Below are 12459 nucleotides of genomic sequence, written 5' to 3'. Positions count from 1 at the left end.
CACCCCTAACCCCTCCCGCCTGCGGGAGGGGAATATGTGTCCGCCCGCCCCCCTCAAGCCCGGGGATGCGCATTCCGATACACATCCAGCAAATGCGCCGCATCCACCTGCGTATAGATCTGCGTCGAGGACAGGCTCGCATGCCCCAGCAGTTCCTGGAGCGACCGCAAGTCCGCCCCGCGCCCAAGCAAATGCGTCGCGAAACTGTGCCGCAGCGCATGCGGCGTCGTCCGGTCCGACAGCCCCAGCCGCCCCCGCGCGCCCTGCACCGCCCGCCGGATCAAGGCCGCCGACAACGGCCCGCCCCGCGCGCCACGGAACAAGGGCTCGCCACGGCCAGCCGGATAGGGACAGGCCGCCACATAAGCCTCGATCGCCGCCCGCACCTGCGGCAGCAGCGGCACTTGTCGGCTCTTGCCGCGCTTGCCGGTCACCCGCAGCGTATCGCCAAGCGGCAGGACATCGCCCATCAGCCCCATGGCTTCGCCAATGCGCAGCCCCGCGCCATACAGCAGCAGCAGCACCGCCCAGTCGCGCGCGCCGATCCACCCCTCACGCGCGGTTTCGGCGATATCCTGCGCCAGCGCCACCGCCTCGTCAGGCGAAATCGGTCGGGGCAGGCCGCGCTTCACCTTCGGGCCTTTCAGCACAGGGACCCGCGCATCCTCGCCGCCGATGAACTTCAGGAAGCCGCGCACCGCCGACAATTCCCGCGCCGCCGACACATTGCCGATGCCGTCCATCCGCCGCGCCGTCAGGAAGGCGCGCAGATCGGCCTGCTCGACGCTCTGCAACAGGGCCGCCGTTGCCGCCTCGCCGCGATGTTCTTCGAGGAAGGCGATCAGCCGCTCCGCCGTCGCCATATAGGCGCGCACCGTATGCGTGGAGCGCCGCCGGTCCAGCGCCAGATGCCGATGCCATCCTTCAACCATGTCTCTGCCCGCGCTCATGACCTGAATTCTAGGCCATGACTTGCCCGAACGGAATCCCTTACCATGCACCGGACCTTGAAAATCCGCGCCAGATGGGCACATGAGGCGCATGGCAACCGCTCCTGACATGGCCGACATGCCCACCGGCACGCTGCTGCAGATCGCGCCGCGGATCGGCCGCGTCCTCGCGCCCAATCCGTCGCCCTTCACCTATACGGGCACGCAGACCTATCTGATCGGCACGACCGACCTCGCCGTCATCGATCCGGGGCCGGAGGATGAAGCGCACCTGAGCGCCTTACTTGCCGCCATCGGCGACCGGCCCGTCCGGGCGATCCTCTGCACCCACACCCATCGCGACCACAGCCCCGCCGCCGCGCCGCTTTCGGCGCAGACCGGGGCGCCTGTGATCGGCTGCGCGCCGCTCGTTCTCGACGATGACGGCCCGCGAGCCGACGCCGCGTTCGACCCGACCTATAGTCCGGACCGCATCCTTGGCGACGGCGAACAGGTGGCGGGGGAAGGCTGGACGCTCGAAGCGCTGGCGACGCCCGGCCACACCTCCAACCATCTCTGTTTCGCGCTGCTGGAGGAAAATGCGCTGTTCACCGGCGATCATGTGATGGGCTGGTCGACCAGCGTCATCTCGCCGCCGGACGGCGACATGGCCGACTATATGCGGTCGATGCAGCGCCTGCTCGACCGGCAGGATGCGATCTACTACCCCGCCCATGGCGAACCGGTGCAGAACCCGCAGCGGCTGGTGCGCGGCATGATGGGCCATCGAAAGCAGCGCGAAGGCCAGATCGTCCGTTTCCTTGAGCGCAACGGCGCGTCACAGATCCCCGCCATGGTGGCGGAGATGTACAAGGGCGTCGATCCGCGCCTCTATTCGGCGGCGGGACGATCGGTCCTTGCCCATCTGATCGACCTCGACGGGCGCGGCATTGCCGCTGCGGCGGAGGATGGCCGATGGCGGTTGCGCTGAACAGGTTTGGGACGCCCATCCTTGCCGCCCTGCTGGTCCTGATGATCGGCGGCGCGCTGCTGCTCGGCTTGCGCAGCTATGACCGCGATTATGTGGTCAGTGTCGAGGATGATGGATCGGCCGTGACGAAGATCATAGCGGACCGGTTCGCGGGCGCGTCGAGCCTCAAGGTGTCCGAAATGTCCGGCACGATCCAGAGCACGGCGCGCGACGTGCGCGGCTTTGGCTTCCTGAAGTCGGATCAGGTCGTGAAGATGCCCTTTTCCGTGGATTATTTCATCGACGTCAGCCGCATCGGCGCGGACGATCTGGAATGGAATGCCGACAGCCGCACGCTGATCGTCAACGCACCGGACGTGAAGCCCGCCAAGCCCAATGTCGATGAGGCGGCAAGGACGCTGGTGCGCACCAGCGGCCTGTTCGTCACCCGGCAGGCGGGCGAGGAATTGAGCCGCCGTGTGTCCGCCCATGCGCAGGGCCGGGCCGAGCAGGAGGCGCGCTCTCCGGCCCGCATGGCGCGCGCCCGGGAATATGGCCGCGCCGCGCTCGCAAAGCTGATGGCGGCGCCGCTGGAAGCAGCCGGGCAGGGTGGCGCGCGGGTGATCGTCACCTTCCCGGCGGAGCGCGCTGGCGACAATCGCGACCAATGGGACGTTACGACGCCGATCAATGAGGTACTGGCCAACCGCCGCGCCGCCCGCTAGGGGCGCGCAGGGCAAGGCCCGTGAGGAGTTAGGGACATGAACGCCATCACTGGAATTCCGCAGGGGACTGACCTGCGCGCGGAGATCGACCGGCTGCGCAAGGAACGCAACGCCGTCATCCTCGGCCACTACTACCAGAAGCCGGAAATTCAGGACCTGTCCGACTTTGTCGGCGACTCCCTTGAGCTATCGCGCAAGGCGGCGGAAACCGATGCCGATGTCATCGCCTTTTGCGGCGTGCGCTTCATGGCCGAGACCGCGAAGATATTGAGCCCGGAAAAGATCGTCGTTCTGCCAGACATGGACGCCGGTTGCAGCCTTGAAGACAGCTGCCCGCCCGCCCAGTTCAAGGCGTTTCGCGAGGCGCATCCCGATCATATCGCCTTGAGCTACATCAACTGCTCGGCCGAGGTGAAGGCGCTGTCCGACATCATCGTCACCAGCTCGTCCGCCGAAACCATCCTGTCCCAGATCCCGCGCGACCAGAAGATCATCTTCGGTCCCGACAAGCATCTGGGCGGTTATCTGAAGCGCAAGTTCAACCGCGACATGCTGCTGTGGCCCGGCGTCTGCATCGTCCATGAGGCGTTCAGCGAGACCGAGCTGCTCAAGCTCAAGGCCCAGCATCCCGACGCGCCGATCGCCGCGCATCCGGAATGCCCGCCCTATATCGTCGATCATGCCGATTATGTGGGGTCCACTAGCGGCATCCTGCAATATGCCAAGACGATGACCGGCGACACGTTGATCGTCGCGACCGAACCGCACATCATCCACCAGATGCGCAAGGCGGTGCCGGAAAAGAATTTCATCGGCGCGCCCGGTGCGGACGGCAATTGCAACTGCAACGTGTGCCCCTACATGGCGCTCAACACGATGGAAAAGCTTTACCTCGCGCTACGCGACCTCCAGCCGCGCATCGAGATGGAGGAAGGCCTGCGCCTCGCCGCCAAGAAGAGCCTCGACCGGATGCTGGAACTGGCCAGCGGCACGGTGGGCAAGGGCGACGTGGGCAACCGCTGAATTTCTGTTACCGAACAATAATCCGTTCGGGCTGAGCCTGTCGAAGCCCCTTTCCTGGTAAGGAAGGAGAGCCCTTCGACAGGCTCAGGGCGAACGGGGTCAAAATTTCATCTGGACCCTAAGGGGATTTCCATGACCTTCACCTTGCCCGGCTTCGACCTCGACGCCTTCATCGCCTCCACTCTCGCCGAGGATCTCGGCCCTGACGGCCGCGACGTCACGAGCGAGGCCGTCATTCCCGCCGATGCGATCTTCGAAGGGGTGATGGACAGCCGCGACGCGGTGACGCTGGCGGGGCTCCCTATTGCCGCCGCCTTCTTCCGTACGCTCGACCCGGAGGTGGAGATCGAGCTGCTCCGCCAGGACGGCGATCGCGTTGCGGCGGGCACCGACATCATGCGCATCCGGGGCAAGGCGCGCGCCATGCTGACGGCGGAGCGTTCCGCCCTCAACACCGTCCAGCACCTGACCGGCATCGCCACCATGACCCGCGCCTATGTCGATGCGATCATGGGCACCGGCGCGACCCTGCTCGACACGCGCAAGACGATTCCCGGCCTGCGCGTGCTGGAGAAATATGCGACGCGGCAGGGCGGGGCGACCAATCACCGCATGGGCCTTTGGGACGCGGCGATGATCAAGGACAATCATGTCGCGGTCGCAGGATCGGTCGAGGAAGCCGTCCGCCGCGCCGCCGCCGCCGGGATCGAGCGCATCATCGTCGAAGTCGACCGCGTCGACCAGATCGAACCCGCGCTCGCCGCCGGGGCCACGCATTTGCTGCTCGACAATATGGACGCGCCCACCCTGCGTGGCGCCGTTACCCTCGTGGGAGGCCGCGTGCCGACCGAAGCATCGGGCGGCGTCACGCTCCAGACCATCCGCGCCAAGGCGGAAACCGGCGTCACCTATATCAGCGTCGGCCGCCTGACCCAGTCCGCCCCTGCCGCCGACATCGGCCTGGACTTCGCCTTTGCATAAAGGGCTGCTGGCCCTGCTCCTGCTCGCCGCGCCAGCCCCCGCGCTGGCTCAGGCGGCCTATTGTTCGATCCCGCAGCAAGTTCCCCGCCCGCGCATCGAACTGCCGCCGTCCAACGAGCCGCGCCGCCTGCTGCCGATCGCGGGCTACACCCTCGCGCTCAGCTGGTCCCCGCAATATTGCGCGACGGCGCGGGGCGGCGACAGCGCGTTCCAGTGCGGCGAGCGCAACGGCAAGTTCGGCTTCGTCCTGCACGGCCTCTGGCCCGAAGGCAGCGGGCGCGACTGGCCGCAATATTGCCGCGCCGCCGACCTTCTGCCCCGGCAAGTCATCCGCCAGAATCTCTGCGCCACCCCGTCTGTCCAGCTGCTCCAGCATGAATGGGCCAAGCATGGCAGCTGCATGACGACCCGGCCAGAGCTCTATTTCAATCTCGCCCGCGCCTTGTACGAGGGCATCCGCTATCCCGACATGACCCAACTGGCCCGGCGTGAAGCGCTGACGGTCAAGCAGTTCACCGCCGCGTTCGCCCGCGCGAACAAGGGGCTTTCGCCCGGCATGATCCGGGTCAAGACCGCGCGCGGCGGCTGGCTGAGCGAAGTCTCGCTCTGCATGGACCGCGCGATGGATTATGCCCGCTGCCCCGCCAGTCAGCGTGGCGCGCCCGAAGCGGCGAGGTTGCGCATCCGGCCCGGCCCCAACATCCTGCCGCCCAAGGCCCGCGCCGCACAGCCACGCCGCCCAGCGCTCAAGCTGGACCTTGATCCCAACGCGCAAATCCCCTCCGACTAGCCGCGCCTAAGCCTCGATCGTCACGGTCGAAGGATGATGCTTGTCCAGATGCTTGCGGATGATCCGCAGGTTCTTCGTATTGGACTTGAACAGAAAGTCGAACACATCGCCCGCAAACGGGATCGCGCCCACCAGCGTGTCGAACCCGACATTGGCCGCCATCCGGGTCAGCTGCCATTTCGGCATGCCGAGGTTGCGCGCTTCCCACACGATCCAGGCGCCCATGGCCGCAGTCGCGATGTCGCCGACCACCGGGATCAGGCCGACCAGGCTATCCAGCCCCACGCGCCGATTCGTGCCGGGGATGACGAACATCCCCTCCAGCATCGCTTCCATCGCCTCGATCCGCCGCCGCACGGACGCAGGATCGCGGCCAAAGCCTGGCATGTCACGCACCATCCGGTCGAACTGGTCCTGCGATAACGCCATGGCTGATCCTCCTCGTCCTTGGGCTCACGGCCTAGTTGGTGCCGCGGAACAGATGGTTCAATGGATGCCGCGCACGGGGCGATGGCATGAAGCCGGTCAGCCGCCGCGTGACCAGCGACCAGCGGACAGGCGCGCCGAGCGCAATATAGCCGTTATGCGCCTGCATCAGCGCCTCGGCCTGCGCCACCCGCGCCATCCGCTCTGCTGCGCTGGTCGCAAGGCTTGCCGCCTGCAACTGCGCATGGGCCTCCTGCGAACAATGCACCTTCCGCGCGCAGCCCACCCGGCCGAGATACCAAAGCACGCTGTCATAAGCGGCGACCTCATCGATCAAGCGAAGGTCGGCGTCCGCCTTCATCCCCACCCGCTCGGCATCGAGGCCGATCAGCCCCAGGTCATGGCGAATGAGCGCGAAGAGGCTGGTCGCGCCCGGTCCATCAGGCAATGCCACGCGCAGCGGCGGCGGATCGCCATTGTCGCTGCGCCAGCGGCGGATGACGGCGCTTGCCGCTGCACGCCGGTCATCCAGCGACAGCCCCGGCCAATCCGGCGCCGTCGGCATGCGGGGCAGGTCCATCTGCGCGGGGACGATCTGCTCGGTGATCGCCCACCCCCCCAGGGGGAAGAGGATCGGCAACTGGCTGCGATCGATCGCCATGTTGATCGCCCGCCGCACGCCGTCATCGTCGAGCAGCTTGCCCTTGCCCGTCACCGCGAAGCCCAGCAGCCCCTGCACCGGATCGACCCGCACGGCATCGCGGTCGACGCCTGCGGGCACCAGCAGCGGAAGATCGGCGAAGCGCCCGCCCAGCACTGCCTCCGCCCTGCCTTCACGGAAGCGGATGATCGCCAGCGCCGCCCGTTCCGCGCGCAGGATACGCGTTTCCCAGCCCGCCGCCTTCGCCTCTTCACCCTCTTCGCCGCTGCTTGCCCTGTCGACCGGCGTCAGGATCAGCGCCTTGCCCCATTTTTCGCGCCGGTAGGGGCCAGTGCCGCCCTGGCGCGACAACAGGCCCATCTGCGGCTGCGCCAGCATCTGCAACAAATAGGGCCGGGGCTGGGACAGGCGGATTTCGATCACCTCGCCGGTCATCGGCACGACCGCCTCGACCGCGTCCAGCGGCCCGTCGGTGTCAAGCCGCCGCAACGCATCGATCCGGGCGCTCAGCAGCCGCGCGACATCGCCCGCCGTCACCTTCGACCCATCGGGCCATTCGGCGCGGCGCAGGCGGAAGATATAGCTTCGCCCATTCTCCTCGACGATCCACCGCTGGGCGAGCGCGGGCAAGATCTCGCCGCTCGCGTCGAAGGCCACCAGTCCCTGCGCCGTCGCCTCCAGCATCAGCTTCGCGCCGGGGTCCGGCAGGTTTTCGAGCGGCTTGGAAAAGTCGGCGGGCGATCCGATCACGCTCACCGTCACGGGCCCGCTCGCCTCCTGTGAGCAGCCCGCGATCATCGCGGCCGTGCCCAGAAGGACAGCCATGGATCGAAGCAGGGGAGCAGCCACGGTCATTCTTATGACTGGCTTAGGGTCAATGGCGGTGAAGTTGAAGCATGTACATGCATTAAAGCGGCTCGGGCGCGCGCCGTTCCCGTCGGCGTAGGAAGATCGGCCCTTATCTCACCTGTCCCGGAACAGGATTTTGTTAACCACGACTCCGCATTGGCCCCTTTGCCTGCCGCGCCTATGTCTTTGGATATGCGCATCCTGTCCACGATCCTGCTCGTTTCCGCCGCCGCTGGCGCCGCTGCCCTGGCGCAAGGGATGCCGACCCCCTTTACCGTGGCGGAGAGCGGGCGCGGCTACAGCGCGCTCAAGGATGCGGTGGCGGCGATCGGCAATGGCAAGGGCACGATCCTGATCGCGCCCGGCACCTATGCCCAATGCGCGGTGCAGCAGGGCGGCGACGTCGCCTTCCGCGCCCAGGCGCCGGGCAGCGTCATTCTCGACGGCGTGCCGTGCGAGGGCAAGGCGGCGCTGGTGCTGCGTGGCCGGTCAAGCAGCATCGATGGCATCATTTTCCAGAATCTGCGCGTGCCGGACGGCAATGGCGCGGGCATCCGGCTGGAAAGCGGCAATCTCACCGTCGCCAACAGCCTGTTCCGCAACAGCGAACAGGGCATATTGAGCGGCGATGCACCGGGCAACAGCGTCACCATCGACAAATCCACCTTCCGTCATCTTGGCCGATGCGACCGTGATCTGGACTGCGCCCATGGCATCTATATCGGCCGTTACGGCAGCCTGAAGGTCACGCGCTCGCGCTTCGACCAGGGCGATGGCGGCCATTATCTGAAAACCCGCACGGCGCGCGTCACGATCACCGGCAACAGTTTCGACGACAGCCATGGCCATCTCACCAACTATATGATCGACCTCTCCAATGGCGCGAGCGGAGAGATCAGCGGCAATGAAATGGTGCAGGGCCGGGACAAGGACAATCACAGCGCCTTCATCACCGTCGCACCCGAAGGGCGCGAACATGACAGCAGCGGCCTGTCGATCGCGGGCAACAGCGCGTCTTTCGTGCCGGGGCTGCAACGGGGCAGCAGCTTCGTCGCCAACTTCACCGCCGACCCGGTGAAGATCGGCGCGAATCGGCTGGCGGGCGGCATCAAGGTCACGGATCGCCGCTGACTGGCCCTCCGCTGACCGGCCGTCTTGCGCGCGGCAAAGCCGGAACCGATAATGCGGCATGCGCACGACCTATGATTCCGCCACCGTCCGCCTCTATCATTTGAGCGACAGCGAAGAAGGCGGCGCCGCCACGACGCTTTTTTACGGCCCGTTAAGCGAAGCCGTGCATATCGCGCAGCAACAGCCCGAAGAGATTCAGGACGGGCTTTTCATCGCCACCGACAATGATGTGGTTGCCTGGTTGGATTTGCGGGGGGACTGACGAGCCCTTCGAAGTAGGAGGGATAGATGCGCAAGTTGGATGGCTTTTTCGAAGTCCGCTATGACAGCGATCGCAACCTCCTGCTTATCTCCACTTCGGGCTTCTGGAATCTGGATGTGGTCGATCAGTTCGGCCGCGCTATAGCCGAAGTCGTGCGCACCGCTGATCCCCTGTGTGATACCCTCGTCAACAGCCGCACGGAAATCCACTCGGCGGAAGTCAGCGAGGCGCTGGGCCGCCTCGCTTATTCTAACAAGGATTCAGAAACGGGCCGGATCGCGGTCGTCTCGCCTTCGATGCTGCTGCGCATGCAGACCAAACGGTTGGAGAATGTCATCACCAGCTACGGCTATTTCGCAACCGAACAGGAAGCCCTCGACTGGCTCGCGACACCTGCCGAAGCGGTGGCGTCGCCGACCCGTGCGGTTGGCTGAGGCGATCATCAGCGCCTCAGTGCGCGACCATGATGTGATCGTCACCCCGGACTTGATCCGGGGTCTCGCTTTTCTGGACGCTGCGAGGCAGTCGAACCCGGATCAAGTCCGGGAGCGACGGAAACGGGGGCTTCAAGGCTGATATTCACCCATCCGCAAAGCCGAACGGCGTATAGCCACGGCGGAAATCCTCCGGCAGCATTTCACGGCCGATCGGCGGCGCTGACCGCGCCATGCACTGGTTCCGGTGGCACAGGCGGCATGTGAGCCCGATGGGCGTCGGCTCGGACGGCCCCATTCCCTGCGTGTAGATCAGCCGATGGGCATGGTCCGCGGCGCAGGCGAGCGCAATCGCCCGCTCGACGCGCGGCGCGCCCCAGCCGCCACCGCCAGCAGTCACCCTGCGCGCAATCGAAAAGAAACGCTGTCCATCGGGCAGCTCCAGCCATTGCGTCACGACTTCGTCCGGGCGCTCGAACACATGATGGATCGACCAGAGCGGGCATGATCCGCCATGGCGGGCAAAGGGAAAGCCCGCGCCGTCCAGCCGCTTGCTGATATTGCCCGCCTTGTCGACGCGCAGGAAAAAGAAGGGCACCCGTTCCTGCCCCGGCTTCTGCAGGGTGGTCAGCCGGTGGGCGGTCTGTTCAAAGCTCGTTCCGAACTGCCGGGCCAGCGCCTCGACATCGTAGCGTCGTGCCTCCACTGCCTTGGCGAAGCTGCCATAGGGCATCAGGATGGCCGCCGCGCCATAATTGGCGAGACCCTGGCGCGCGAGTTGCCGCCCGCTCGCGCTGGAAAACTGCCCGTCCTTCAGCAGCATTTCCATTTCGCCGCGCATTTCCAGATAGGCGATCTGGATCGCCAGCTGGAACGCGGTGCTTGGTCCGTCCAGCGCGTCATTGACCAGCACAGCGTCGCGATGCCGGTCCAGCCTGCGCATCGATCCAGCCATCACGTCTGGCGGCAGGCGGCGGATGCGCAGGCCATGTTTGCTCTTGAGCCACGCTGCCGTGCCGCCTGCCTGCTCGATATCCGCCGCCAGCCGTTCGCCCGCATCGTCGAGCGGCGGGAAGCTGTTGCGCCGCGCGCCCAGGAACCGGCGGGCATCGGCCGAAGGATCGGGGGCCTGCTCCGCTGCTTGCGTGCGATCGCTGCTCCGGTCCGCCAGTGCCAGCTGCTCTTCCCGATAGGCGGTGTGCAGCCGCAGCAGCGCTTCGCTGAACCCCGGATAGTTGATCGCGACGTCCTGCATGGCGAGCGCGGGTAGGTCGATGTCCGCGAACATCGGGTCCTTCAGCACCGCCTGCAGCCGCGCCGTCTGCTCCGCGCCGCCGTCTCCCGCCAGTTCGCTCATGTCCATCCGGTATGTGCGCGCCAGCCGCAGCAGCATGTCGGCGGTCAGGGGCCGCTGGTTGCGCTCCAGCAGCGCGACATAGGATGCGGATATCTCGAGGTCCGCCGCCATGTCCGACTGCGTCAGCCCCAGCTCCCGCCGCAGCCGCCGCAAGCGCGGGCCCATATAGACGGGACGATCCTTGGCCATGGTACGGGCTCCTGTGCAGACCTTACAACTATACAGAAGAAGTTTGTAAAGATCGACAACTGAACCGCACGACCCCTCCCGGCCCGGCCCGCCTTCCCCCAAAACGCGTTCAACTCGCTACTTCATTCAGGGGATTTCCATGACCTACGCCCAACAGATCACCCGCGCCTCCTCGCTCCTGAGCGACGAGCCAAACTGGAACGGCATCGCTGCCGACTCGGTCGCCCGCATGCGGCTCCAGAACCGTTTCCCCACGGGCCTCGACATCGCGCGCCACACCGCCGCCATCATGCGCCGCGACATGGCCGCCTATGATGCCGATCCCGCTAACTACACCCAGTCGCTGGGCTGCTGGCACGGCTTCATCGGCCAGCAGAAGATGATCAGCATCAAAAAGCATTTCGGCACCACCAAGGGCAAATATCTCTACCTGTCCGGCTGGATGGTCGCGGCGCTGCGTTCCGAATTCGGCCCGCTCCCGGACCAGTCGATGCACGAAAAGACCAGCGTTCCCGCGCTGATCGCGGAACTCTACACCTTCCTGCGCCAGGCCGACGCCCGCGAACTTGGCATGCTGTTCCGCGACCTCGACAAGGCGCGCGAGGCGGGCAACGAGGTTGAGGTCCATCGCCTCACCACGGCGATCGACAATCATGAAACTCACATCGTCCCGATCATTGCCGACATCGACGCAGGCTTCGGCAATGCCGAGGCCACCTATCTGCTCGCCAAGAAGATGATCGAGGCCGGCGCTTGCGCGCTCCAGATCGAGAACCAGGTTTCGGACGAAAAGCAGTGCGGCCATCAGGACGGCAAGGTCACGGTTCCGCACGAGGACTTCCTCGCGAAGATCCGCGCCTGCCGCTACGCGTTCCTCGAACTCGGCATTGATGATGGCATCATCGTCGCCCGTACCGATTCGCTCGGCGCTGGCCTCACCAAGCAGATCGCCTTCAGCCGCGAGCCCGGCGACCTTGGCGACCAGTATAACAGCTTCCTTGATATGGAAGAGGTCGCCGACCCCACGACCCTGCGCGGCGATGTCGTCATAGCCCGCGACGGCAAGCTGCTGCGACCCAGGCGTCTCGCCTCCAACCTCTTCCAGTTCCGCCCCGGCACGGGCGAGGACCGAGTCGTGCTGGACTGCATCACCTCGCTTCAGAACGGCGCGGACCTGCTGTGGATCGAGACCGAGAAGCCGCATGTCGAGCAGATCGCCGCCATGGTGGATCGCATCCGCAAGGTCGTTCCCAATGCCAAGCTTGTCTACAACAATTCGCCCAGCTTCAACTGGACGCTGAACTTCCGATGCCAGGTGTTCGACAGCTGGGAGGCCGAGGGCAGGGATGTGTCTGCCTATGATCGCGCCCGGTTGATGAGCGCGGACTATGACGCCACCGACCTTGGCCGCGAGGCTGATGAAAAGATCCGCACCTTTCAGAGGGACGCCGCGGCGCGGGCGGGCATCTTCCATCACCTCATCACGCTGCCGACCTATCACACGGCGGCATTGTCGACCGACAATCTGGCGCGGGACTATTTCGGCGAGGCCGGGATGCTCGGCTATGTCGAGGGCGTCCAGCGCCGCGAAATCCGCGAAGGCATTGCCTGCGTGAAGCACCAGAATATGGCGGGCAGCGACATCGGCGACGATCACAAGGAATATTTCGCTGGCGAGGCGGCGCTGAAGGCTGGCGGCGCGCACAACACGATGAACCAGTTTGCTGCCTAA

13 protein-coding genes are annotated in these 12459 nt (G+C 65.8%); 9 read left to right on the top strand and 4 right to left on the bottom strand.

Going from position 1 to position 12459, the window contains the following annotated elements:
• Window positions 1–53: 53 nt before the first annotated feature.
• Entirely contained in the window at window positions 54–950 is an 897-nt protein-coding gene (locus SPHS8_RS08140) for a tyrosine recombinase XerC (RefSeq protein ID WP_201515056.1), read from the bottom strand.
• 91 nt (window positions 951–1041) lie between these two features.
• Between SPHS8_RS08140 and SPHS8_RS08135 the strand changes: the two genes are divergently transcribed.
• The 5 genes from SPHS8_RS08135 to SPHS8_RS08115 all read left to right on the top strand — a co-directional run bounded on the left by SPHS8_RS08135 (window position 1042) and on the right by SPHS8_RS08115 (window position 5418).
• On the top strand, window positions 1042–1920 hold the full coding sequence (locus SPHS8_RS08135) for an MBL fold metallo-hydrolase (RefSeq protein ID WP_097090907.1): 879 nt from the start codon (window positions 1042–1044) through the stop codon (window positions 1918–1920).
• On the top strand, window positions 1905–2624 hold the full coding sequence (locus tag SPHS8_RS08130; protein ID WP_201515055.1) for a DUF4230 domain-containing protein: 720 nt from the start codon (window positions 1905–1907) through the stop codon (window positions 2622–2624). Before SPHS8_RS08135 ends, SPHS8_RS08130 begins: the two co-directional genes overlap by 16 nt.
• A gap of 36 nt (window positions 2625–2660) precedes the next feature.
• Window positions 2661–3647, top strand: coding sequence for a quinolinate synthase NadA (gene nadA / locus SPHS8_RS08125; RefSeq protein WP_097090909.1), 987 nt, complete (start codon window positions 2661–2663; stop codon window positions 3645–3647).
• 132 nt (window positions 3648–3779) lie between these two features.
• Window positions 3780–4628 carry a carboxylating nicotinate-nucleotide diphosphorylase gene (gene nadC, locus SPHS8_RS08120; protein WP_201515054.1) on the top strand — a complete coding sequence of 283 codons (849 nt, stop codon included), beginning with the start codon at window positions 3780–3782 and terminating at the stop codon, window positions 4626–4628.
• Window positions 4621–5418: a ribonuclease T2 family protein gene (locus SPHS8_RS08115; protein ID WP_201515053.1), complete on the top strand. Its 798-nt coding sequence runs from the start codon at window positions 4621–4623 to the stop codon at window positions 5416–5418. The genes nadC and SPHS8_RS08115 overlap by 8 nt, the downstream gene beginning before the upstream one ends.
• Window positions 5419–5424: 6 nt before the next feature.
• On the opposite strand, the gene SPHS8_RS08110 is transcribed toward SPHS8_RS08115, so the two are convergent.
• Together SPHS8_RS08110 and SPHS8_RS08105 are read right to left on the bottom strand one after the other, a co-directional pair.
• Window positions 5425–5847 carry a DUF4112 domain-containing protein gene (locus SPHS8_RS08110; RefSeq protein WP_201515052.1) on the bottom strand — a complete coding sequence of 141 codons (423 nt, stop codon included), beginning with the start codon at window positions 5845–5847 and terminating at the stop codon, window positions 5425–5427.
• Between the two features lie 31 nt (window positions 5848–5878).
• Entirely contained in the window at window positions 5879–7330 is a 1452-nt protein-coding gene (locus SPHS8_RS08105; protein ID WP_236575036.1) for an ABC transporter substrate-binding protein, read from the bottom strand.
• Between the two features lie 216 nt (window positions 7331–7546).
• On the opposite strand from SPHS8_RS08105, the gene SPHS8_RS08100 reads away from it, so the two are divergent.
• From SPHS8_RS08100 to SPHS8_RS08090, 3 genes are read left to right on the top strand one after another with little or no spacing between them, the layout of a single operon-like run.
• A complete protein-coding gene (locus SPHS8_RS08100) occupies window positions 7547–8485 on the top strand; it encodes a NosD domain-containing protein (protein ID WP_201515475.1) in 939 nt (312 codons plus the stop codon).
• Window positions 8486–8543: 58 nt separating this feature from the next.
• Window positions 8544–8747 (top strand): hypothetical protein, encoded by a 204-nt coding sequence (locus SPHS8_RS08095; protein ID WP_097090915.1) that lies wholly within the window; start codon window positions 8544–8546, stop codon window positions 8745–8747.
• Window positions 8748–8773: 26 nt separating this feature from the next.
• Window positions 8774–9181: a hypothetical protein gene (locus SPHS8_RS08090; RefSeq protein WP_201515050.1), complete on the top strand. Its 408-nt coding sequence runs from the start codon at window positions 8774–8776 to the stop codon at window positions 9179–9181.
• A 145-nt stretch (window positions 9182–9326) separates the two neighbouring features.
• On the opposite strand, the gene SPHS8_RS08085 is transcribed toward SPHS8_RS08090, so the two are convergent.
• Complete coding sequence (locus tag SPHS8_RS08085; protein ID WP_201515049.1) at window positions 9327–10727, bottom strand: helix-turn-helix domain-containing protein; 1401 nt, start codon at window positions 10725–10727, stop codon at window positions 9327–9329.
• Window positions 10728–10866: 139 nt separating this feature from the next.
• On the opposite strand from SPHS8_RS08085, the gene SPHS8_RS08080 reads away from it, so the two are divergent.
• A complete protein-coding gene (locus SPHS8_RS08080) occupies window positions 10867–12459 on the top strand; it encodes an isocitrate lyase (RefSeq protein ID WP_201515048.1) in 1593 nt (530 codons plus the stop codon).

Source organism: Sphingobium sp. S6, from assembly GCF_905120495.1.
GTDB classification, from domain to species: Bacteria; Pseudomonadota; Alphaproteobacteria; order Sphingomonadales; family Sphingomonadaceae; genus Sphingobium; species Sphingobium agri.
This window is presented reverse-complemented; position numbering and strand designations above follow the sequence as displayed.

Bases quoted from the DNA above. Each gene is read 5' to 3' on its own strand.
- nadA (WP_097090909.1), top strand. From the start codon at position 2,661: ATGAACGCCATCACTGGAATTCCGCAGGGGACTGACCTGCGCGCGGAG.
- SPHS8_RS08090 (WP_201515050.1), top strand. From the start codon at position 8,774: ATGCGCAAGTTGGATGGCTTTTTCGAAGTCCGCTATGACAGCGATCGC.
- SPHS8_RS08135 (WP_097090907.1), top strand. From the start codon at position 1,042: ATGGCAACCGCTCCTGACATGGCCGACATGCCCACCGGCACGCTGCTG.
- SPHS8_RS08080 (WP_201515048.1), top strand. From the start codon at position 10,867: ATGACCTACGCCCAACAGATCACCCGCGCCTCCTCGCTCCTGAGCGAC.
- SPHS8_RS08095 (WP_097090915.1), top strand. From the start codon at position 8,544: ATGCGCACGACCTATGATTCCGCCACCGTCCGCCTCTATCATTTGAGC.
- SPHS8_RS08100 (WP_201515475.1), top strand. From the start codon at position 7,547: ATGCGCATCCTGTCCACGATCCTGCTCGTTTCCGCCGCCGCTGGCGCC.
- SPHS8_RS08140 (WP_201515056.1), bottom strand. From the start codon at position 950: ATGAGCGCGGGCAGAGACATGGTTGAAGGATGGCATCGGCATCTGGCG.
- SPHS8_RS08105 (WP_236575036.1), bottom strand. From the start codon at position 7,330: ATGGCTGTCCTTCTGGGCACGGCCGCGATGATCGCGGGCTGCTCACAG.
- SPHS8_RS08130 (WP_201515055.1), top strand. From the start codon at position 1,905: ATGGCGGTTGCGCTGAACAGGTTTGGGACGCCCATCCTTGCCGCCCTG.
- SPHS8_RS08110 (WP_201515052.1), bottom strand. From the start codon at position 5,847: ATGGCGTTATCGCAGGACCAGTTCGACCGGATGGTGCGTGACATGCCA.
- nadC (WP_201515054.1), top strand. From the start codon at position 3,780: ATGACCTTCACCTTGCCCGGCTTCGACCTCGACGCCTTCATCGCCTCC.
- SPHS8_RS08085 (WP_201515049.1), bottom strand. From the start codon at position 10,727: ATGGCCAAGGATCGTCCCGTCTATATGGGCCCGCGCTTGCGGCGGCTG.